At 70.3% G+C, this 21,079-nt stretch carries 17 protein-coding genes; 13 read left to right on the forward strand and 4 right to left on the reverse strand.

Annotated features, from left to right (window positions below):
- Positions 1-60 precede the first annotated feature (60 nt).
- The 4 genes from GGR16_RS19420 to GGR16_RS19435 all read right to left on the reverse strand — a co-directional run bounded on the left by GGR16_RS19420 (position 61) and on the right by GGR16_RS19435 (position 4,929).
- Positions 61-1,812, reverse strand: coding sequence for an ABC transporter permease subunit (locus tag GGR16_RS19420; RefSeq protein WP_246373197.1), 1,752 nt, complete (start codon positions 1,810-1,812; stop codon positions 61-63).
- A gap of 2 nt (positions 1,813-1,814) precedes the next feature.
- Positions 1,815-2,990: an ABC transporter ATP-binding protein gene (locus GGR16_RS19425; RefSeq protein WP_183317683.1), complete on the reverse strand. Its 1,176-nt coding sequence runs from the start codon at positions 2,988-2,990 to the stop codon at positions 1,815-1,817.
- A gap of 38 nt (positions 2,991-3,028) precedes the next feature.
- Positions 3,029-4,096: an ABC transporter substrate-binding protein gene (locus tag GGR16_RS19430; RefSeq protein ID WP_183317684.1), complete on the reverse strand. Its 1,068-nt coding sequence runs from the start codon at positions 4,094-4,096 to the stop codon at positions 3,029-3,031.
- 62 nt (positions 4,097-4,158) lie between these two features.
- Positions 4,159-4,929, reverse strand: coding sequence for an enoyl-CoA hydratase/isomerase family protein (locus GGR16_RS19435; protein ID WP_019403089.1), 771 nt, complete (start codon positions 4,927-4,929; stop codon positions 4,159-4,161).
- 125 nt (positions 4,930-5,054) lie between these two features.
- Here GGR16_RS19435 and GGR16_RS19440 point away from each other — a divergent pair, with 125 nt between their 5' ends.
- The 13 genes from GGR16_RS19440 to gph all read left to right on the forward strand — a co-directional run bounded on the left by GGR16_RS19440 (position 5,055) and on the right by gph (position 21,063).
- Positions 5,055-5,873, forward strand: a complete 819-nt coding sequence (locus tag GGR16_RS19440; RefSeq protein WP_183317685.1) for an IclR family transcriptional regulator — start codon at positions 5,055-5,057, stop codon at positions 5,871-5,873.
- A gap of 91 nt (positions 5,874-5,964) precedes the next feature.
- Entirely contained in the window at positions 5,965-6,315 is a 351-nt protein-coding gene (locus tag GGR16_RS19445) for a (2Fe-2S)-binding protein (RefSeq protein ID WP_183317686.1), read from the forward strand.
- Complete coding sequence (locus GGR16_RS19450) at positions 6,296-7,675, forward strand: FAD/NAD(P)-dependent oxidoreductase (RefSeq protein WP_183317687.1); 1,380 nt, start codon at positions 6,296-6,298, stop codon at positions 7,673-7,675. The genes GGR16_RS19445 and GGR16_RS19450 overlap by 20 nt, the downstream gene beginning before the upstream one ends.
- Positions 7,672-8,844 carry an NAD(P)/FAD-dependent oxidoreductase gene (locus GGR16_RS19455; protein ID WP_183317688.1) on the forward strand — a complete coding sequence of 391 codons (1,173 nt, stop codon included), beginning with the start codon at positions 7,672-7,674 and terminating at the stop codon, positions 8,842-8,844. Before GGR16_RS19450 ends, GGR16_RS19455 begins: the two co-directional genes overlap by 4 nt.
- A 7-nt stretch (positions 8,845-8,851) precedes the next feature.
- Positions 8,852-10,132, forward strand: coding sequence for an NAD(P)/FAD-dependent oxidoreductase (locus tag GGR16_RS19460; RefSeq protein ID WP_183317689.1), 1,281 nt, complete (start codon positions 8,852-8,854; stop codon positions 10,130-10,132).
- 12 nt (positions 10,133-10,144) lie between these two features.
- A complete protein-coding gene (locus GGR16_RS19465; protein ID WP_183317690.1) occupies positions 10,145-11,095 on the forward strand; it encodes an ornithine cyclodeaminase family protein in 951 nt (316 codons plus the stop codon).
- Between the two features lie 85 nt (positions 11,096-11,180).
- Positions 11,181-12,560 carry an ABC transporter substrate-binding protein gene (locus tag GGR16_RS19470; RefSeq protein WP_183317691.1) on the forward strand — a complete coding sequence of 460 codons (1,380 nt, stop codon included), beginning with the start codon at positions 11,181-11,183 and terminating at the stop codon, positions 12,558-12,560.
- The gene (locus GGR16_RS19475) at positions 12,557-14,464 is read left to right on the forward strand and encodes an ATP-binding protein (RefSeq protein WP_183317692.1); all 1,908 of its coding nucleotides are present in this window, start codon (positions 12,557-12,559) and stop codon (positions 14,462-14,464) included. Before GGR16_RS19470 ends, GGR16_RS19475 begins: the two co-directional genes overlap by 4 nt.
- The gene (locus GGR16_RS19480; RefSeq protein ID WP_425486584.1) at positions 14,461-15,822 is read left to right on the forward strand and encodes a sigma-54-dependent transcriptional regulator; all 1,362 of its coding nucleotides are present in this window, start codon (positions 14,461-14,463) and stop codon (positions 15,820-15,822) included. Before GGR16_RS19475 ends, GGR16_RS19480 begins: the two co-directional genes overlap by 4 nt.
- Before the next feature lie 177 nt (positions 15,823-15,999).
- Entirely contained in the window at positions 16,000-17,322 is a 1,323-nt protein-coding gene (locus GGR16_RS19485) for an ABC transporter substrate-binding protein (RefSeq protein WP_183317693.1), read from the forward strand.
- A 132-nt stretch (positions 17,323-17,454) separates the two neighbouring features.
- Positions 17,455-19,134 carry an ABC transporter permease gene (locus GGR16_RS19490; protein ID WP_040404902.1) on the forward strand — a complete coding sequence of 560 codons (1,680 nt, stop codon included), beginning with the start codon at positions 17,455-17,457 and terminating at the stop codon, positions 19,132-19,134.
- 43 nt (positions 19,135-19,177) lie between these two features.
- A complete protein-coding gene (locus GGR16_RS19495) occupies positions 19,178-20,275 on the forward strand; it encodes an ABC transporter ATP-binding protein (protein WP_183317694.1) in 1,098 nt (365 codons plus the stop codon).
- Positions 20,276-20,394: 119 nt separating this feature from the next.
- Positions 20,395-21,063 carry a phosphoglycolate phosphatase gene (gph, locus tag GGR16_RS19500; RefSeq protein WP_183317695.1) on the forward strand — a complete coding sequence of 223 codons (669 nt, stop codon included), beginning with the start codon at positions 20,395-20,397 and terminating at the stop codon, positions 21,061-21,063.
- Positions 21,064-21,079 lie beyond the last annotated feature (16 nt).

A 21,079-nucleotide genomic window follows, 5' to 3' on the forward strand; every position in this document is an offset into this window, starting at 1 on the left:
CGGGCTCGCGCACCGCGGCGCGCGTTGCACGGATTGCCGGCCGCCCGGGCGGCCGGCGGTTCAGGGCGAGCGGCGGAACCGCTCGGCGACGAGGAGCAGCGCCGTCACGATCACGAAGACCACGACGGAGACCGCCGCCAGCGTCGGGTTGAGCTGCAGGATCATGTCGTCCCACATCTGCTTGGGCAGCGTCGTCTTCACCCCGCCGCTGACGAAGATGGCGATGGTCAGCTCGTCGAAGGAGGTGATGAAGGCGAAGAGGAAGGCGGCGATGAGCCCGCCCTTCACCAGCGGCACGGTGATGAGGAAGAGCGTGCGCAGGCGGTTGGCGCCGAGCGTCGCCGCCGCCTGGTCGAGGCGGGTGTCGTAGCTCTTCAGCACCGCCGCGATGGTGACCAGCGTGAAGGGGATGGCGAGCACGGTGTGGCCGATGACGAGGCCGAGGTCGCTCGCCACGAGGCCGAGCTGGGCGAAGAGGTAGAACAGCCCGACCGCGATGACGATGCGCGGCACGATCATCGGCGCGAGGAAGAAGGCGAAGATGGCGCCGTTCCAGCGGCTGTTGCTGCGGGCCAGCGCGAGCGCCGCGAGGCCGCCGATGATCGTCGCGGCCACGGCCGTCGCACCGGCGACGAGGAAGGAGCGGATGGTGGCCGACACCCACAGCGGCGAGGAGAAATAGGTCTCGAACCAGCGCAGGCCGTAGCCGGGCGGCGGGAATTCGAGGAACTGCGACGTCGTGAAGGCGATGGGGATGACGATGAGCGTCGGCGCGACGAGGAAGACGATGACGGCGCCGGAGACGGCAGGCAGCATGGCTCGGCCGGCGCGCGCGCCGAAGAGGCGCTGCACCGGCGCGGCAAGGAGCGCGCTCGCCCCGGCGAGGCCGTGCAGTACGGCGAGGCCCGCAAGGCGCAGCCGCCCCGTCGCTTCCTTGCCGTCCGAGCCCTGGCCGGTCACCGTCGAGAGGCCGAAGACGCGGTCGTAGACCCAGCACGAGACCAGGGCCGCCACCAGCATCATGGCGGCGAGCGCGCCGGCGAAGGACCAGTTCAGGAGCTCCTGCACCTGGGTGATGATGAGCTGGGCGAGCATCGTCTCGCGCCGTCCGCCGAGGAAGGCCGGCACGATGAAGAAGCCGAGCGAGGAGATGAAGACGAGGAGCCCGGCGGCGGCAACGCCCGGCAGCGACAGTTTGAAATAGACGAGCCAGAAGGCATGGGCGGGCGAGGCGCCGAGCGTCTGCGCCGCCTGCACGAGGCGCCGGTCGATGCCGGCCATCACCGGCAGCATGGTCATGACCGCGAGCGGCACCATGGCGTGCACCATGCCGATCATGACGCCGAGCTCGTTGTTGATGAGCGCCAGCGGCTGCGAGACGACCCCGGAGCCGACGAGGATCTCGTTGACGACGCCGGTGCGGCCGAGGAGCAGCATGAAGGCGAAGGTCTTGACGAGATAGCTCGTCCAGAACGGCACCATGACGAAGATGAGCATGCGCCCGCGCATCGCATCCGGCATCCGCGCCAGCCAATAGGCGAGGGGATAGCCGAGGAGGAGCGAGAAGAGCGCCGTGTAGCCGGCGATCTTGAAGGTGATGCCGAGGACGCGGATGTAGACGTCCGTCGTCGCGATGCGCGCGAAGGAGGCAAGGCTGAAGGCGCCCGTCTCGGTGTCCTGCACGCTGAGCACGAGCAGGCGCGCCACCGGGAAGGCGAAGAAGACGACGAGCAGCAGGAAGCCGGGCACGGCAAGCCACAGCGGGCTCGGCCGCCAGGTCCGCGGGCTCGCCGCCGGGAGCGACAGCGCCATCGTCATGGCACGAAGGCCGCGTTGTCCGCGTCCCAGCCCGCCGTGACCGGCTCGCCGAGCCGCGGCACGGGCTCGCCCGGCCACAGCCGCAGGATCGCCTGCGTGCCGGCGCCGAGGTCGGCGATGACGCGGGTCTCGGACCCGGCATAGACCACCTCGGTCACGGTGCCGGTGATGCTGTTGGCGGCACCGGCGCCGACGCGCAGGTGCTCCGGGCGCACCACGAGCGCGCCGCCCTTTCCGCTCGCCGTCACCGCCTCCGGCAGGACAAAGAGGCCGTGCGGCGTCGACAGCCGCGGCCTGCCGTCGCCATGGACGAACTCGCCGCGGAAGATGTTGGAGATGCCGATGAAATCGGCGGCGAAGGCGGTGCGCGGGCGCATGTAGATGTCGTGCGGGGCGCCGATCTGCTCGATGCGCGCGTGGTTCATCAGGCAGATGCGGTCCGACATGGCGAGCGCTTCTTCCTGGTCGTGCGTGACGTAGATGATCGTCGTGCCCGTCTCGCGGTGCAGGCGCTTGATCTCGATCTGCATGTGGTCGCGCAGCTTCTTGTCGAGGGCGCCGAGCGGCTCGTCCATGAGGATGATCGAGGGCTGGTAGACGAAGCAGCGGGCGAGGGCGACGCGCTGCTGCTGGCCGCCGGACAGCGCCCGCGGGAAGCGGTCGGCGAGATGGCCGAGATGCACCATGTCGAGCGCGTCCTTGACGCGCCGGCCGAGCTCGCCGGGCGCGCAGCCGCGCATCTTGAGCGGGAAGGCCACGTTCTCCGCCACCGTCAGGTGCGGGAACAGCGCATAGTGCTGGAAGACGAGGCCGATGTCGCGCTGGTGCACGGGCGTGTCCGACTGGTCGACGCCGTCGATGAAGAGCCGCCCGCTCGAGCGATCGACGAGGCCGCAGACGAGCTGCAGCAGGGTCGTCTTGCCCGAGCCGGAGGGGCCAAGAAGGGTCAGGAACTCGCCCTTCTCGACCGCGAGCTGCGTCGGCTCCAGCGCCGTGACCTGCCCGTACTGCTTGGACAGGCCGTCGACGAGGAGCTTCGGCGGCATGCCGTCGGCATGGGGCATCGGCTGGGGCGCCGAATGGGTCGTCGTGGAGTGGGTCGTCTCTGTCGCCGTCACGGCAACCTCCCGATGCGTGCTCCGGCCATGGTAGACCGGGGCACGCGCTCGCATTCAGGAACTTCGTGTCGCGCGCCGGGGCGCAGCGTGCCTCAGGCCAGCAACCAGCTGTTGAAGCGCTCGGTCACGGCCGCCCGGTTGGCGCTCCACCAGTCCTCGTTGGCCACGGTCATGCGGCTCAGGTTCGACGGCGAGGTCGGCAGGGCCGAGGCGCGCGCGTCGGGGATCGTCTTGTAGGCGTCGAGGTTGGTCGGCCCATAGGCGAGAATCTCGGTGAAGATCGCCTGCTGGGCGGCCTCGGCGCAGAAGCGCACGAACTGGCGGGCCGCGTCGGCGCGCGGGCAGCCCTTGGGGATGCCCCAGCCCTCGATCGAGTAGAGGCCCTGGTTCCAGACGATCTTCGCCGGGGCGCCGCCGTCGATCGCCGCCTGGAAACGCGCGTTCCAGCCGGAGATGAGGTCGACCTCGCCGCTCTGGAGGAGCTGCGTCGACTGGGCGCCGCCGGTCCACCACACGTCGATGTGCGACTTGATCTCGTCGAGCTTCTTGAAGGCGCGGTCGATGTCGAGCGGGTAGAGCTTGTCGAGGGCCACCCCGTCGGCGAGCAGCGCCTGCTCCAGCGTGTCGATGGGGTTCTTGCGCAGAGCGCGGCGGCCGGGAAACTTCTCGACGTCCCAGAAGTCGGCCCAGCTCTGCGGCTCCGCCTTCATGCGGTCGGTGCGATAGGCGAAGACGGTGGAATAGACGTCCGTGCCCATCCACACGGGTGAAATGGCGAGCGGCATCAGGCCCGGCACGTCGGCCTGCGTGAAGCCGATGGGCTCGAGCAGGTTCTGTTTCGTCAGGATGTCGCGGGCCGACAGCGTCAGCGTGCACACGTCCCAGGTGTAGGAGCCGGTATCGACGATGGCCTTGAACTGGGCCGTCGGCTCGGCCTCGCGCGCCACGTTGACGATGCGGATGCCTGTCTTCTGCTCGAAGGGATCGTAGAAGGCCTTGCGGAAGGCCGGGCTGAAGGGACCGCCGGGGTCGGCGACCGTGATCTGGGTCGCTGCCGCGGCGCGGCCGACGAGCGCCGGCATCGCGAGGGCGGCGAGGCTGGCGCCGGCGCCAGCCTTCAAGAGGCTGCGGCGGTTGAGGAACATCTTGTCTTTGTTCATGTCTGGCCTCCTGCAGGCGCGGTGCCTGCCTTTCCCCTCTGGTGTGAACGGGCGGTGGGGGTTCAGCCCCTTCTCGCCGCCCGGCTGGCGAGAAACTGCTCCATCATCCGCGCCGGCTCGCCCGACGCGTAGGCCTCGCGCTGGATGCGCACGCCGGCGGACAATGCGTCGCGGAAGCCCGCCTCCGTCATCTCGCGGAAGCGCTGGCGGTCGAGGCGCATGGCGGTCGGCGGCTTTTCGGCGAGATGCCCGGCGAGGGCGAGCGCCTCCTCCATGACCTTGTCCTGCGGGACGAGGCGGCTGAGGACGCCGATGCGGTAGCATTCCTCGGCATCCATCATGCGGCCGGTGAGCGTGAGGTCGATGGTGTGCGCAAGGCCGATGATCTCGCGCATGATCCACGGCCCGGTGGTGCTGGCGATACCGGAATTGATCTCCGGCTGGCCCATCTTGACCCCCGGATGGCCGATGCGCAGATCGCACAGCAGCGCCACCTGGAAGGCCGAGCCGGCGGCCACGCCGTTGACGGCGGCGATGATCGGCTTCGACAGCGAACGGATGCGGTCGTAGAGCCGCTCCCATTCGCCGACCCAGGCCTCGGCCCGGTTCGCGTCGAAGGTCTTCGTCTCGTTGAGGTCCTGACCGGCGCCGAAAGCCCGCTCGCCCGCCCCGGTGAGGATGATCGCGCGGACGGCAGCATCGTCCTCCATCGCATCCAGCGCCTCGACGAGCGCGACACGCATGGCCGAATTCCAGGCGTTGAGCACCTGGGGGCGGTTCAGCGTGACGATGCCGACGTTCCCCCGTTTCTCTCTGAGCACGAACTCCGACATCGTCAACCCTTTGTCATTGATATGTTTTATTGACATGCAATAAAGTCTATTGAATGTTCATCGAACGAATTGGCCTTGTCAACGGCATTTGTGAAATTGGTTGCGATTCGACGGGAGTGGCGAAGATGGCGGACACGAGCGCGGCGGCGCCGGCAAAGCGGGGCAGGGCGGGGAACGGCCGAGAGAAGGGTGGCGACACCCTCATGGTGATGTCGGTGGAGAAGGCCTTCCGCGTGCTCGAGGCGTTCGGCGGCCAGCGCCAGACCATGAGCCTGTCGCAGGTCGCGGCGGCGACGGACATGGACGTCAGCGCCGCCCAGCGCTTCACCCACACGCTCACGCGCCTCGGCTACCTGCGCAAGGACCCGGAGACGAAGCGCTTCGAGCTGACGCCGAAGAGCCTCGACCTCGGCTACCACTTCCTGCGCGGCAACCGCCTCATCGAGCGGGCGATGCCCTATCTCATGCATCTCAGCAAGGAGACGGAGGAGACGGTCAACCTCACGGTGCTCGACGATACGCACATCATCTTCGTCTCGCGCTTCATGAGCCGGCACATGCTCAACACCGACGTGATCATCGGCACGCGCATGCCGGCCTATTGCACCGCGCCGGGCATCGCCATGCTGTCGTGCCTGCCGGAGGCGGAGGCGCTCGCCATCATCGACCGGTCGGATCTCAAGCCCCACACGGCCCACACCACCTTCCAGCGCGAGGAGCTTGCCGCCAAGCTCCGGCTGTCGGCCGAGCGCGGCTTCGCCACCGCCTTCAGCGAGTTCTACAACGGCGATGCCTCCGTCGCGGCGGCCATCCTCGATGAGCACGGCCGGCCGGAGGGCGCCATCAACATCGCCGTGTCCTACGCCCGCTATACGCAGGAGGAGGTCATCGAGCGCTTCAGCTCCCTCGTCGTCGCCGCCGCGCGCGCTGTCTCGCGCAACTGACCAGGCGGGCCTTGACAGGCCGGCGCGATAGGCCTCGTATAGATAATAAGAATTATTGCAATACGATAATAACTATAGGGGAATATCGGCCATGGCAGGCGGCGACAATGGCGCCAGCGCGGCGGGAGAGGGGCGCTTCGTACAGGCGGTGCCGCGCGAGGCCGAGCGGGTGCGCTTCACCATCGACGGCAAGAGCGCGGAGGCGCAGGCCGGCGACAGCCTTCTCGCCGCCATCCTCGTTCAACGGCCTGTCCTGCGCCGGCACGAGTTCGACGGCGGCGAGCGTGCCGGCTTCTGCCTCATGGGCGCCTGCCAGGATTGCTGGGTGTGGAGCGAGGCCGGCGAGCGTCTGCGCGCCTGCACCACCCCGGTCGCGGCGGGCATGGCGATCGTGACCGAGCCGCCGGCGGAGCGCTTCGCCCATGGCCGAGCTCATGGCTGAGGTCGTCATCGTCGGGGCCGGTCCGGCCGGCATCCGGGCGGCGGGCATCCTCGCGGCGCAGGGCCTCCGGCCGATCCTCGTCGACGAGGGCCGCCAGGCCGGCGGGCAGGGCTACCGCCGCCCCTCGCCGGGCCTTGCCCTCGACATGGATACCCTCATGGGCACCGAGGCGGGGAAATACAAAGCCCTGCACGCCGATTTCGCCGCCCTCCTAAATCGGATCGACTACCGGCCGCGTACGCTCGTCTGGGGCATCGAGGACCGGCGGCTCCACTGCGTCCGCGACGGCCGCCAGACGACCATCGCCTTCGATGCGCTCATCGTCGCCACCGGCGCCATGGATCGCATCGCACCACTGCCGGGCTGGATCCTGCCAGGCGTCTTCACCCTCGGCGGCGCCCAGGCCGTGCTGAAGGACCAGGGCTGCCTCGTCGGCCGGCGCGTCGCCTTTCTCGGCGCCTCGCCGCTCCTGTCGCTCGCGGCGCTGCAATACCGCAAGCTCGGCGCCGAGGTCGTGGCCGTCTGCGACACCTCATCCTTCCGCGACAAGATCGCGGCCCTGCCGCAGCTCGCCGCCGTGCCGCGCACGCTGGCGCGCGGCATCGCCTATCTGGCCGCCCTGAAGCGCGCCCGCGTGCCCCTGTTCGACGGTGTCACGCCGCTCGCGATCGAGGGGGAGGCGGGCGTGACGGCCCTGCGTTTCCGCGACGGGCGCGGGCACGAGCGGCGCATCGCCTGCGATGCGGTGGCGCTCGGCTACGGCCTCAAGCCCGAGACCCAGCTCGCCGAGCTCGCCGGGGCGCGCTTCGCCTTCGATGCCCGCTTCCGACTATGGCTGCCGGTGACCGACGAGGACGGCCGGGCCGGCGAAGGGCTCTATCTGGCGGGCGACGGCGCGGCGATCGGCGGCGCCGATGCGGCGGAGGCGAGCGGTGCGCTCGCCGCGCTCGCCGTGCTCCATGATCTCGGTCTGCGATCAGAACACGACGAGCGCCCCGCGCTGCGCCGCCGGCTCGCTCGCCTGCGCCGCTTCCAGCAGGGGTTGGCGCGGGCCTTCCGCTGGCCGGTTGCGGCGCTCGCCCGCCTTTCCGACGAGGTCGCCGTCTGCCGCTGCGAGCATGTGACGGCGGGCGACATCCGCCGGGCGATGGATGCCGACCTCGGCCCCGTCGACGTCAACCGCGTCAAGGCCATCACCCGCTGCGGCATGGGTCGTTGCCAAGGCCGCGTCTGCGGCCCGGCGCTGCAGGAAATCGCGGCCGCCCATGCCGGCCTGCCGGTCGAGGCGGTGGGCCGGCTGCGCGGCCAGGCACCGCTCAAGCCCGTTCCGCTCGGCATCCTCGAGGAGGAAGAGGCATGACGATGCGCCGGACGGATGTCGTCATCGTCGGTGGCGGGCTCATCGGCGCCTGGACGGCCTTCTTCCTCGCCCGGCGCGGCCGCAAGGTCGTGCTGGTCGAGAAAGGGGTAGTCGGCGCCCAGTCGAGCGGCACCAATTTCGGCAACCTGCGCCTGCAGGGCCGCTTTCCGGGGCAATATCCCCTGTCGCTGCGCGCGCAGGCGCTGTGGGAGGACATTGAGGAGCTCATCGGCGACCGCTGCGAATTCGACCCGAGCGGCCATCTCTACATCGCCTTCAATGACGCGGAACGCGAGAAGCTCGAGAAATACGCCGCCGTTTCCGAGAGCCACGGCCTCGCCATCGAGCATCTCGGCGCAGCCGACCTTGCCCGGCGCTATCCCTGGCTGAGCGGCAAGGCGGTGGCGGCCACATTCTCGCCGCGCGATGCCACCGCCAATCCGCGTCTCGTCACGCCTGCCGTGGCGCGTGCGGCCAAGGCGCTCGGCGTCGAGGTCGTGGAGCAGTGCACCGTGATGCAGGCGCGCCGCGAGGCGGCGGGTTTCGTGCTGGAGACGGCGGACGGCCGGAGCTTCGGCTGCGACCATCTCGTCAATGCCGCCGGGGCCTGGGCGGGCGAGATCGCGCAAATGTTCGGCGAGGGCGCGCCGCTCTTTCCCGCCGGGCCGCCACAGTTCGTCACGGAGCCGTTCCCCTATTTCATCCGCCCCTCGGTGCAGGCGGTGGACGGCACGGTCATCTTCCGCCAGATCCCGCGCGGCAACGTCATCCTCGCCGGCTATCCGCGCACGGCGGCGGACCCGATCCGCAACCGCGCGCCCGTGCCGCCGGCGAAGACCCTCGCCGCCATGCGTCACCTGACGGCGGTGGTGCCGGCGCTGCGCGACTGCCACGTCATCCGCGTCTGGTCCGGCATCGAGGGCTACCTGCCCGACATGATCCCGGTGATCGGGCCGAGCATGACGACGGACGGGCTCTTCCATGCCTTCGGCTTCTGCGGCCACGGCTTCCAGATCGGCCCGGGCGTCGGGCTGTGCCTCAGCGAGATGATCTGCGACGGCAGCACCGAGACGCCGCTTGACCCCTTCTCCATCGCCCGCTTCCGCGGTGCCGTCGCGGAAGACGAGAAATTCCGGCGGGAGTTCGATCTTCCGGCCGCAGCCAGATGAGGGCGCCTTGAGCCAGCACGTCGTCGTCATCGGGGCCGGCCTCATGGGGGCGACGACGGCGCTCGCCTGCCTCGAACGCGGGCATCGCGTCACCATCCTCGATCCGGGCGAACCCGGCGGGGCGCAGGCGGCGAGCTACGGCAACGGCTGCTGGATCAACAACGGCGCGCTCATGCCCGTCTCGGTGCCGGGCCTGTGGCGGCAGGTGCCCGGCTACCTCATGGATCCGCTCGGCCCCTTCGCCATCCGCTGGCGCTACCTGCCGCGGCTCCTGCCGTGGCTCGCGCGCTTCGTGCGGGCCGGCGCCACGCTTGCCAAGGTCGAGGCGACGGTGCGGGCACGCCGCCCGCTGCTCGACGGCACGGTGGCGAGCCACACGGCTCTCGCCGAGGCCGCCGGCGTGTCCGACCTCATCGTCAAGCGCGGCCTGCTCTACCTCTATCCGGACCGTGCGCATTTCCTCTCCGAAGCGCTCGACTGGCGCATGCGGCGCGAGAACGGCATCGTCTGTCGCGAGCTCGACGAACAGGCGCTGCGCGCGCTCGAGCCGGGCATCGGCCCCGCCTATCGCTTCGGCGTGCATGTGCCCGAGGCAGGCTGCAACCTCACCGATCCCGGCGCCTATGTGGCGGCGCTGGTCGCCCACGCGCGGAGCCTCGGCGCGCGCGTCGAGCGCTCGCGCGCGACAGGGTTCGCCCTGTCCGGCACGCGCCTTGCCGCCGTCATCACCGAGACAGGTGAGATCGCCTGCGACAAGGCGGTGATCGCGGCCGGCGCCTGGTCGGGGGCGCTCGCCCGCCAGGCGGGCGATGCCGTGTCGCTCGAGACGGAGCGCGGCTACCACGTCGTGGTGCGCGATCCGGAATATGTGCCCCGCCACCCGATCATGACGAGCGACGGCAAGATGGCGGTGACGATGACGCGGGCCGGCCTGCGGGCCGCCGGGCAGGTCGAGCTCGGCGGCCTCGCCGCGCCGCCGGATTGGCGCAGGGCCGACATCCAGCTCGCCTATCTCAACCGCGTCTTCCCGGCCCTGTCGGCGCGGCCGGACGAGGCGCGCCTGTCGCGCTGGATGGGCCATCGTCCCTCGACGCCGGACGGGCTGCCGAGCCTCGGCCGGGCCTCGGCCAGCCCCGACATCGTGCACAATTTCGGCCACGGCCACACCGGCGTGTCGATGGCGCCGGCAAGCGCCCGCCTCGTCGCCGATCTCGTCGCCGGCCGGCCGCCGGCCATCGACCCCACCCCCTATGCGCCGCAGCGCTTCAGCCGCCGCCGTGGCGCCTGACGAGGTGAAGGGATGACAGGACGCACCTTCCTCTATCTCGACGAGGCCACGGTCTCCACCTTGATCGGCGATGTCGCAGCGGCGCGCGAGGCGGTCGCCGCCGCCTTCGCCGCCCACCGGGTGGAGCCGGCCCTGACGCGGCCCAAGCTGTCGCTCGACGTGCGCCCGGGACACGCCTTCCAGTCGATGTGCGCCGCCTCGCCGACGCTCGGGCTCGCCGTCAACAAGTGGTACGGCTTCACCGAGCACGGCATCGACGCCAGCCTGTCGCTCAACGACCTCGCCAGCGGCCGCCTGCTCGCCTTCATGGACGGCAACGCCTTCACCGGCGTGCGCACGGCGGCGATATCGGCTGCCGCGGCCGTGCATCTTGCCCCGTCCGACAGCCGCACCATCGGCTTCGTCGGCTGCGGCCTGCAGGCCGAGAGCCATCTTGCGGCGCTCGGCTCCGCCGTGCCGTCGCTCAGCGCCGTGCGGGCCTTCAGCCGCACGCGGGCTTCGGCGGAGCGCCTCGCGGAGAAGGCGCACGCCATGGGCCTCGACGCCGTCGCCACCGAGGACTGCGCTGCCCTCCTGGCCGAATGCGACATCGTCGTCACCAGCGTGCCGATGCGGCCGGGCTTCCAGCCGTTTCTCGACGCGCAGCTCTTGAAGCCGGGTGCCTTCGTCGCCGCCGTCGATGTCGGCCGCAGCTGGATCGGCGAGAGCCTCGCCGCCTTCGACACGCTCGCCATCGATGATCGCAGCCAGGCGGGTGACTATGCCGGCCTCATCGCAGGACGGCCGGCGCCCGGCTATGACGCCGATCTCGCGGCGCTGTGCGCCGGGGAGGGCGAGCGCCCGCGGCCGGGCGAGCGGTCGATGTTTCTCTTCCGCGGCTTTGCGCTCGCGGATCTCGCGGTCGCGGCGCTCGTCTACAGGCGGGCGATCGAGAGCGGCGCGGGCGTGCCGCTCGGCAGGTAGGGGCCCTGCGCAGGCCGTGACAAGGCCGGTCCTTCGTGAGAAGAGGGCATACCTGCCGCGCGACCTGCGATAACAGCCAGGGGCCATGTTCCGCGTCCTCGCCGTCTGCCTCGCTGCCGTCTTTGTCCATCTGGCCCTTCCGGCGACGGCGGCCGGGCCGGACGCACGCCCCGTCCGGGTCCTCACCTCCTTCCCGCCGCAGTTCCTGGAGCCGTACAGGCGGGCCTTCGAGGAGCGCCACCCCGGCAGCACGATCGAATTCGTGCAGCGCAAGACGACGGCGGCGGTGGCCGGCATCGTCGGCGGCCGGCAGAGGGCGGACGTCTTCTGGGCCTCGGCGCCCGATGCCTTCGAGATCCTGAAGGCGGCCGGCCGGCTGGCGCGCCTCAAGCCGCGCCCGACGGGCGCGCCGGAGCGCATCGCCGGCTATCCGGTGAACGACCCGGACGGCGCCTATCTCGGCTTTGCCTTGTCGGGCTACGGCTTCGTCTACAATCCCGACTACTTGGCCGAGAAGGGCTTGCCGGTGCCGCGCGCCTGGTCGGACCTCGCGGCGCCGATCTATGCCGGACACATCGGCATCAGCGCGCCCTCGCGCTCCGGCACCATGCACCTCATGGTCGAGGCCATCCTGCAGGTCTACGGCTGGGAGCGCGGCTGGGGCCTGTGGTCCGAGATCGGCGGCAATCTCGCCACCGTCACCGCGCGCAGCTTCGGCGTTTCGGCAGGCGTTGCGGGCGGGCGCTTCGGCGTCGGCCCCTCCATCGATTTCCTCGCCAACCAGGACAGCCTGCCCAGGGGCTCGACCGCCTTTGCCCTGCCGGAGGAGACGCTGTTCGTGCCGGCGAGCATCGCGGTGCTGCGGGATGCGGACAACCGCGAGGGCGCCGAGCGGTTCGTCGATCTCGTGCTCTCGCCCGAGGGGCAGGCGATCCTGCTCGAGCCCGCCATCGCCCGGCTGCCGATCTCCCCGGCCGCCTATCCCGCCGGGGAGACGGCGCCGGACAGCCCCTTCCGCCGCGAGGGCCTGTTCGCGCACGGGCTGTTCGATCCGCGCCTGTCGGCCGCCCGCTACGAGCTCGTCAACATCATCTTCGACGAGATGATCACCTTCCGCCGTGCCGAGCTCGCGCGCCTCTGGCGGTCGGTGCGGACGGTGGAGGCGGCGCTGGTACGGCGCGGCGATGCGGAGGCGGCGCGCCTGGTCGGCGAGGCGCGCGACGCCCTCACGCGCCCGCCCGTGGGCGCGGACGAGGCCATGGACCTCGAGCGCTGGCGGACGCTGGAGCGCGTGCGCCGCGGCGTTCCCGCTCCCGAGCCGCAGGCGCGGCTCGAAGCGCGCATCAAGGCTGCGATCGACGACAACCTGCGCCGGGCCGCCCGGGCCGTGGCCGAGGCGGCCGCCCGGCTCGACCCACGCGCCGCAGGTGGCGGCGCCTCCGGTGCGGAGGCCTTGCCGCCATGAGCCGCAGGGCAAGGCTCGGCATCGGCGGGCGCCTCCTCCTCGCCTTCCTCGGCGTCGGCGGGCTGGCGGTCGGGGCCTGCATCGTCGGCTGGCTGTCCTATGCGCGCCTCAGCGAGGAGCTGAACGCCGTCGCGACCGATCACCTGCCGGCGCTCGCCTTTTCCGCGCGCCTGGCGGAGGCGGGCGCCAACGTCATCGCCAGCACGCCCGACCTTGCCGTCGCCGAGCGGCGCGAGGCCTATGATGCGACGCGCAAGGTGCTCGTCGGGCGGCTCGCCGTGCTGCGCTCCGTGCTCGATACGCGCAGCAGCGAGGATTCATTGCCGCCGGAACTCATCGTCGTGACCGAGGGCATCGAGGCCAATCTTCAGGCCATCGACCGGGTGGCGGAGCTGCGCTTTCCGCTCGGCGAACGGGCGCGGGAGATGAGCGAGGAATTGCGCTGGCTGCAGGCGGACCTCATCGAGGAGGTCGAGCCGCTGATCGACGACGCCCGGTTCAACATGGAATCGGCCATCGGCCGCGTCGGGCCGGGCGAGGCCGCGGAAGCGGGACGCCGCACGCTGCGCGAGGAGAGCCGCAAGAGCGAGGCGCTTCTCACGATCAACGCCCACGCCAACCTCGTCGTCGGGCTCCTGGGGCGGCTCGCGACCGTGCCGACCGTCGAGGACCTCGACGAGACGAGCAATTTCATCGGCGAGATCGCCGATCAGCTCGACATCGAGACGAAGGCGCTCGCGAGCTGGACCGACACCATCACGGTGAGCCAGATCGTGGCGCGCCTGCTCGCCGTCTCCGATAGCAAGGCCGGCCTTGCCGCCCTCAAGCGGGCGGAGCTCGCCGCCATTGCCGAGGCACAGGCGCTGCTCGCCGAGAACAGGCGTCTCGTCACCCAACTCGGCGCGCTCGTCTCGCAGGAGGTCAGCCGCACGGAGGTGATCGCGCGGCGGGCGGCCGAGCGCTCGGCCGCCGCCATCGTGGTGGGCCGCAACCTCCTCCTCGCCATCGCCGTTGCCTCGCTCGCCATCGCCATCGTCGTGGGCTGGTTCTACGTGCGCCGCAGCCTCGTCGCGCGCCTCGAGGGCCTGACGCTCGCCGCGACGACGATCGCGAGCGGGCCGACCATGCCGGTGCTGCCGCCGCCGACCGACGATGAGCTCGGCGACCTTGCGAAGGCGCTCGCGGTGTTCCGGCAGACGCGGGACGACCTCGTCCAGGCCGCCAAGCTCGCCGCCCTCGGCCAGATGGCGGCGGGCATCAGCCACGAGCTCAACCAGCCGCTCGCCGCGATCCGCTCCCACGCGCACAACAGCGCCGTCATCATCGCGCGCGGGCGCATGGACGAGGCGCGGGCGAGCCTGGAGCGGATCCAGGGCCTGACGGCCCGGATGGCCGAGCTCATCCGCCATCTCAAGCGTTTCGCCCGGCGCCCGGCGCCGACGCTCGAGCCGGTGGACCTGAAGGCCGTGGTCGATGGCGCGCTCAGCCTCTTCGCGCAGCGCCTCGACGAGGAGCGCGTCGATGTGCGGCTCGAATTCCCCGAGGGTCCCGTGACGGTCGAGGCGGAGGAGATCCGCCTGGAGCAGGTCGTCGTCAATCTTGTCTCGAATGCGCTCGATGCGCTCGACCGGGGCGAGGAGCGGCGCATCGCCATCGGTGCGGAGGTGAAGGGCGGGCGCGTGCTGCTGTCCGTCAGGGACAGCGGCTCGGGCATCGACGCGGAGGCGCACGCCGCCGTCTTCGATCCGTTCTTCACCACCAAGCCGGCGGGGCTGGGGCTCGGCCTCGGCCTGTCGATGTCCTACAACATCGTCAAGGACTTCGGCGGCGATCTCTCGCTGGCTGAGACGGGGCCGGCGGGCACGACCTTCGTGGTCGATCTTGCTGCAGCGGGGCGGGCATGAGCATGGCGGACGGGATGGGGGCGCGGATCGTTCTGGTCGACGACGACGGGGAGGTGCGCGACGCCTACCGGCTGACGCTGGAGCTCGACGGGCTTGCCGTCACCGCCGTCGGCTCGGCGCGCGAGGTGCTCGACCTCCTGACGGCGGACGTGCCGGCCGTGGTCCTTAGCGACGTGCGCATGCCGGGGCTCGACGGCTTCGGCCTTCTGGAGGCGGTGCGCGCCATCGATGCCGAGATCCCTGTGGTGCTCGTGACCGGCCATGCCGACGTGCCGATGGCGATCAAGGCGGTGCGGGCGGGCGCCTGGGACTTCATCGAGAAGCCGGCCGATCCGGTCAGGCTCGTCGAGACGCTGCGGCGCGCCCTGGCGCATCGCGCGCTCATCCTCGAAAACCGGACGCTGCGGACGGGTGCGGCCGACCGGGACCCCTTCGCCGGGCGGCTCGTCGGCCGCTCGGCCGCCGTCGAGCGGCTGCGCCGCACCCTGCGCACCCTCGCCGATGCGGAGACGGACGTGCTCCTCTTCGGCGAGACGGGTACGGGCAAGGAGGTGGCGGCGCGGGCCCTGCATGATTTCGGCCGGCGCGCCAAGGGCCGCTTCGTCGCCGTCAATTGCGGCGCGATCCCCGAGACGATGATCGAGAGCGAGTTGTTCGGCCACGAGCCGGGCGCCTTCACCGGCGCGCGCGAGCGGCGCATCGGCAAGATCGAGCACGCGAGCGGCGGCACGCTCTTTCTCGACGAGATTGAATCGATGCCCCTGCCGGCGCAGGTCCGGCTGCTGCGCGTGCTGCAGGAGCGCACCATCGAGCGGCTCGGCTCGAACCGGGAAATCCCGGTCGATCTGCGCGTCGTCGCCGCGACCAAGGCCGATCTCGCCGAGCTCGCGGGCCGCGGCGCCTTCCGCGAGGATCTCGTCTATCGCCTCAACGTCATCACGCTGCGCCTGCCGCCGCTGCGCGAGCGGCGCGAGGACGTGCCCCTGCTCTTCGCCCATTTCCTCGATCTCGCCGCCCAGCGGCAGGGCCGGGCGGCGCCTCCGCCCGATCCGGCGCTCAGCGAGCGGCTCAGGCAGCAGGACTGGCCCGGCAACGTGCGCGAGCTGCGCAACGCGGCCGAGCGCTATCTCCTCGGGCTGGACGAGGACGAGCCGCAGCAGCCCGTGCGCGGCGGCGCGGGGCTCCAGAGCCTCGAGGAGCAGACGGAGGCGGTCGAAAGGCGCATCATCGAGGAGACGCTGGCGCAGTTCTCCGGGCGCATCGGGGTTACGGCCGAAGCGCTCGGCATCACGCGCAAGACCCTCTACCTGAAGATGAAGAAATACGACCTCGGCCGCGGCACCGCGATCGACGCCTGATGTTACCCACCTGACCCATCGGTCGCCGGCGTTGTTACCCGCCTGACCCGTCCGCGGGGGCCGTCGTCTGCGCAAGCCCTTGCAGCGTGCCGTTTCCGGCATCTGGCCCGCTTGTTGCTGGAAAGGGCGTGCTGCCTTCGGGTGGCCCAGCAGAACAGCCCATTCGGGAGGAAAAAGATGCCACGTCATTACGCCGCCGCCGCGGCGCTGATCGGTGCTGCCCTGTTCACGGGTGTCGCCTTTGCCCAGACCGGCAAGGTCACGGTCGTGACCTCCTTCTCCAAGGACGTGACGGACCCGTTCAAGCAGGCCTTCGAGAAGGCCCATCCGGGCGTCACGCTCGACGTGCAGAACCGCAACACCAATGCCGGCGTGAAATATCTCGAGGAGACGAAGGCCAACAACCAGGTCGACCTGTTCTGGGCCTCGGCGCCCGACGCCTTCGAGGTGCTGAAGGGCAAGGGCCTGCTCGAAGCCTACAAGCCCAAGGCCGAGGGCATCCCCGACAAGATCGGCTCCTATCCGATCAATGATCCGGCCGGCTTCTATTCGGGCTTTGCCGCCTCCGGCTACGGCATCATGTGGAACGAGCGCTACGCCAAGGCCAACGAGCTGCCCGAGCCGAAGGACTGGCAGGACCTCGCCAAGGCGGTCTACTTCGACCATGTCGCCATGGCGGCGCCGTCGCGCTCGGGCACGACGCACCTGACCATCGAGACCATCCTGCAGGGCGAGGGCTGGGAGAAGGGCTGGCGCACGCTCAAGGAGGTGTCCGGCAACTTCCGCCAGATCACCGAGCGCTCCTTCGGCGTGCCCGAGGCCGTCAATTCCGGCCAGGTCGGCTTCGGCATCGTCATCGACTTCTTCGCCTTCTCCTCGCAGGCTTCCGGCTTCCCGGTGAAATTCGTCTATCCGACGGTGACGACCATCGTGCCGGCCAATGTCGCGGTCGTCGCCAATGCGCCGAACAAGGCAGGCGCCCAGGCCTTCGTCGACTATCTCATCTCGCCCGCCGGGCAGGAGGTGCTGCTCGAGCCGAGCATCCGCCGCCTGCCGGTCAACCCGGCCGTCTATGACAAGGCCCCGGCCGACTATCCCAACCCCTTCAAGGATCCCTCCCTCGGGGCGCGGGTGAAGTTCGACGTCGAGGTGTCGGAGAAGCGCTCCAACGTCGTCGACGTGCTCTACGACCAGACCGTCACTTTCCAGCTCGACGCCCTGAAGGCGGCGACCAAGGCCATCCATGACGCCGAGGCGGCCCTCGCGAAGAAGGACAACGCCGAGGCCCGGGCCCTCGTCAGCGAGGCGCGCGACCTCGTCGCCGCCATGCCCATTACCGCGGAACAGGCCGCTTCACCCGAGATCACCGGCGCCTTCACCGGCGGCAAGGAGAAGGGCGCCCGCCAGGCCGAGCTCGAGCAGCAGTGGTCCGCCTTCGCCAAGGAGCGCTATGCGCAGGCGCAGGCCAAGGCCGAAGAGGTGCTCAAGCGCGCGCGCTGATCCCGCGCCACGACCGGGCGGCTCCCCGGCGGGGCCGCCCCCACGGTTTCATGTCCATTCGGGGGAGCGTCCATGGCTGACGCCACGACCGCCGGGCGTGCGCATGCGCCGTCCGGACCTTTCCGGCATTTCATGACGTCCGCGACGCCGGGGCAGCTCGCCCTCGCCCTCGCGATCACCGTCTTCCTCGCCCTCTTCCTCATCATCCCGGTGGGGACGGTGATCTACGTCGCCTTCACGGAGAAGGGCACGGGCACCTTCACGCTCGTCAATTTCGTCGACTTCGCGCGGACGGACCTCTTCATCCGCTCCTTCTGGAACTCCGTCTATGTCTCGGCGATGTCGGTGGTTCTCGCCTCGATCTTCGCCCTGCCGCTCGCCTATATCACCACGCGCTTCGACTTCCGCGGCGCGATGCTGATCCAGACGCTGGGCTTCCTGCCGCTGATCATGCCGCCCTTCGTCGGCGCGGTCGCGATGCTGCTGCTCTTCGGGCGCAACGGCACGGTGAACCTCCTGCTCAACGACTGGTTCGGCTTCCGCATCCCCTTCATGGAGGGGCTGAACGGCGTCATCTTCGTGCAGGCGGTGCACTATTTCCCGTTCATCCTCATCAACCTGTCGGCGGCGTTGCGCAACATCGACCGGGCGATGGAGGAGGCGGCGCAGAACCTCGGCTGCTCGGGCTTCCGCCTGTTCCGCCGCATCGTCTTCCCGCTCGCCATGCCCGGCTACATCGCCGGCGCCTCGCTCGTCTTCGTCAAGGTCTTTGACGACCTCGCGACGCCGCTCCTCCTCAACGTCAAGGACATGCTGGCGCCGCAGGCCTATCTGCGCGTCACCTCCATCGGCATCGCCGATCCGATGGGCTACGTCATCTCGGTGGTGCTCATCGTGATGTCGATCCTCGCCATGTGGGTGTCGGCGCGGGCCATGCGCGGCAAGGACTACGCCACGGTCCAGCGCGGCGGCGGAGGCCTCGCCAGGCGGCAGATGCGGCCGTGGGAGAGCGTCGCGGCCTATGCGGCCGTCTTCCTCATCCTTCTGCTCGTGCTCGCGCCCCACATCGGGCTCCTGCTCCTGTCCTTCGCCACGATCTGGTCCTTCAGCCCGCTGCCCGACGGCTTCACCCTCGCGCATTACGGCCGCGTGTTCGGGGAGAGCTTCGTCTACGTCAAGAACACGCTGATCTATGCCTCGCTCGCCGGGCTCATCGACGTGGTGCTCGGCACGGCCATCGCCTATCTCGTGCTGCGCACGAAGCTCATCGGCCGGCAATGGCTCGACTGGGCGGCGACGGCGGCGCTCGCCATTCCCGGCGTCGTGCTCGGCATCGGCTATCTGCGCACCTTCTACGGCGTGCAGCTGCCGGACGGGACGCCGCTCGCCACGCTGTGGATCGTGATCGTCCTGGCGCTCGCCATCCGGCGCCTGCCCTATGCGCTGCGCGCCTGCTACGCCGCGCTCCAGCAGATCTCGGTGTCGCTGGAGGAGGCGGCCGAGAACCTCGGCGCCACCAAGGTGCGCACCGTGCGCCGCATCGTATTGCCGCTGATGGCCGGCGGCATCCTCGCGGGCTTCGTGACGAGCTTCGCCACGGCGGCGGTTGAACTGTCGGCGACGCTGATGCTCGTGCAGTCGAACGCGGATGCGCCGCTCGCCTACGGGCTCTACGTCTTCATGCAATCGGCCGCCGGGCGCGGGCCGGGGGCGGCGCTCGGCGTCATCGCCGTGCTGCTCGTCGCCCTGTGCACCTTCGCCTCGCACCTCATCATCGAGAAGAGCCAGAAGGCCAAGGGGGCGGGGCACTGATGCGCCCCGCCGCCAAGCGCGCCGGCCCCAAGGGAAAAAGCCAATGAACCAGCCCCTTTCCGTCTCCACGCTCGGCGCCCAGGCCGTCGACGTGGATATCCGCAGCGTCGATCTCTCCTACGGCACCAACCATGTCCTCAAGGGCATCGACCTCCACATCCGGCCCGGCGAGTTCTTCGCCTTCCTCGGCCCGTCGGGCTGCGGGAAGACGACGTTGCTGCGCCTGATCGCCGGCTTCAACCGCGCCGACGGCGGCGAGGTGCTGGTCGGCGGGCGGGAGGTGTCGCACCTGCCGCCGTGGAAGCGCGACGTCGGCATGGTCTTCCAGTCCTATGCCCTGTGGCCGCACATGAGCGTGAAGCGCAACGTCGCCTTCGGCCTCGAGGAAAGGAAGGTGCCCAGGGCCGAGATCGAGCGGCGCGTCGCGGCCGCGCTCGAGCTCGTCGGCCTCGCCCATCTCGCCGACCGCCGCCCCTCGCAGCTCTCCGGCGGCCAGCAGCAGCGCGTCGCCGTGGCGCGGACCATCGCCATCGAGCCCAAGGTGCTGCTGCTCGACGAGCCCCTCTCCAACCTCGACGCGAAGATGCGCGTGCAGGTCCGGCGCGAGCTGCGCGATCTGCAGCAGCGGCTCGGCCTGACGACGATCTTCGTCACGCACGACCAGGAGGAGGCGAACACGATCTGCGACCGCATCGCCGTCATGAACGACGGCGCGGTGCAGCAGGTCGGCTCGCCCATGGAGCTCTACGAGAAGCCGGCCAACCTGTTCGTCGCCAGCTTCCTCGGCACGGCCAACATCGTGCCCGGCCGCGTGATCGAGGAGGGCGGGGCGCGCCTCTTCGAGATCGACGCCGGCGTGCGCCTGCCGATTCCGGCCCATGTCACGGTGCTGGAGGGAGCGAAGCTCGTCTTCCGCCCGCAGCATGCCTCGCTCGGGGCCGACGGCGCCCGCGACGTATCCCTGCCGGGCACCGTCCTGCACAGCGAGTTCCTCGGCTCGACGGTGCGTTACGGGGTCAAGGTCGGCTCGGCCGAGGTCTCGATCGACGTGCCCTTCCAGTCGGGCGAGGCCATCCACAAGCCGGGCGCTGCCGTCGAGGTGGGTCTGTCGCTGAATTCGGCGGTCTGGCTTGCATCCTGAAGGGATGTGCAGCGGTCCGCCGCGTGGCATATGCCTTGCGGTGGTCTCCTTGCGCGGCGGTGTCCTTCCCGCCGCGTAGAGCCGCTCCACATTCGAGCTTCCCAATCCGAGAGCTTCCCATGACGCCGCCCAAGGCCATTCTCTTCGACCTCGACGGAACGCTCGTCGACAGTGCCCGCGACCTGACCGACGCGGTCAACGTTCTTCTCGTCGAGGAGGGGCTGCCGCAGGTGAGCCTCGCGGCGGTCAAGTCGATGATCGGCGACGGGGCGGCGAAGCTCGTGGAGCGGGCGCTCGCCGCGACGGGGGGCGACCTGTCCCGCCTGCCCGCCCATATCGCGCGTTTCCTCGCCATCTACGAGACGGGCGCCGCCCGTCACACGGTGGCCTATCCCGGCGTGCCGGAGGTCCTCCACGAGCTCAGGCAGCGCGGGCTGAGGCTCGCCGTCGTCACCAACAAGCCCCATGCGGCGACCATGGATATCCTCGAGGCGCTCGGCCTCGCCGGCTTCTTCGGCGCGGTGATCGGCGGCGACAGCCTGCCCGAGCGCAAGCCGCACCCGGCGCCGCTCCAGGCCGCGCTGGCGCGCCTCGAGGTCTCGCCCGAGGCGGCGATCATGGTCGGCGACAATTATCACGACGTGGAGGCAGCGCGGGCCGCCGGCGTGCGCGCCTTCGCCGTCACCTACGGCTACAGCCACCGGCCGCATACGGAGCTCGGCGCCGACCGCCTCCTCGACACCATGTCCGAGCTGCCGCCCCTCCTCGACGAGGCGGTCGCCGCCTGAGCCTCAGGACCCATCC

This window comes from Chelatococcus caeni, assembly GCF_014196925.1.
GTDB classification, from domain to species: domain Bacteria; phylum Pseudomonadota; class Alphaproteobacteria; order Rhizobiales; family Beijerinckiaceae; genus Chelatococcus_A; species Chelatococcus_A caeni.

Coding starts and splice junctions, on each gene's coding strand:
- GGR16_RS19420 (WP_246373197.1), bottom strand. CDS start 1,812: ATGGCGCTGTCGCTCCCGGCGGCGAGCCCGCGGACCTGGCGGCCGAGC.
- GGR16_RS19425 (WP_183317683.1), bottom strand. CDS start 2,990: ATGCGAGCGCGTGCCCCGGTCTACCATGGCCGGAGCACGCATCGGGAG.
- GGR16_RS19430 (WP_183317684.1), bottom strand. CDS start 4,096: ATGAACAAAGACAAGATGTTCCTCAACCGCCGCAGCCTCTTGAAGGCT.
- GGR16_RS19435 (WP_019403089.1), bottom strand. CDS start 4,929: ATGTCGGAGTTCGTGCTCAGAGAGAAACGGGGGAACGTCGGCATCGTC.
- GGR16_RS19440 (WP_183317685.1), top strand. CDS start 5,055: ATGGCGGACACGAGCGCGGCGGCGCCGGCAAAGCGGGGCAGGGCGGGG.
- GGR16_RS19445 (WP_183317686.1), top strand. CDS start 5,965: ATGGCAGGCGGCGACAATGGCGCCAGCGCGGCGGGAGAGGGGCGCTTC.
- GGR16_RS19450 (WP_183317687.1), top strand. CDS start 6,296: ATGGCCGAGCTCATGGCTGAGGTCGTCATCGTCGGGGCCGGTCCGGCC.
- GGR16_RS19455 (WP_183317688.1), top strand. CDS start 7,672: ATGACGATGCGCCGGACGGATGTCGTCATCGTCGGTGGCGGGCTCATC.
- GGR16_RS19465 (WP_183317690.1), top strand. CDS start 10,145: ATGACAGGACGCACCTTCCTCTATCTCGACGAGGCCACGGTCTCCACC.
- GGR16_RS19470 (WP_183317691.1), top strand. CDS start 11,181: ATGTTCCGCGTCCTCGCCGTCTGCCTCGCTGCCGTCTTTGTCCATCTG.
- GGR16_RS19475 (WP_183317692.1), top strand. CDS start 12,557: ATGAGCCGCAGGGCAAGGCTCGGCATCGGCGGGCGCCTCCTCCTCGCC.
- GGR16_RS19480 (WP_425486584.1), top strand. CDS start 14,461: ATGAGCATGGCGGACGGGATGGGGGCGCGGATCGTTCTGGTCGACGAC.
- GGR16_RS19485 (WP_183317693.1), top strand. CDS start 16,000: ATGCCACGTCATTACGCCGCCGCCGCGGCGCTGATCGGTGCTGCCCTG.
- GGR16_RS19490 (WP_040404902.1), top strand. CDS start 17,455: ATGACGTCCGCGACGCCGGGGCAGCTCGCCCTCGCCCTCGCGATCACC.
- GGR16_RS19495 (WP_183317694.1), top strand. CDS start 19,178: ATGAACCAGCCCCTTTCCGTCTCCACGCTCGGCGCCCAGGCCGTCGAC.
- gph (WP_183317695.1), top strand. CDS start 20,395: ATGACGCCGCCCAAGGCCATTCTCTTCGACCTCGACGGAACGCTCGTC.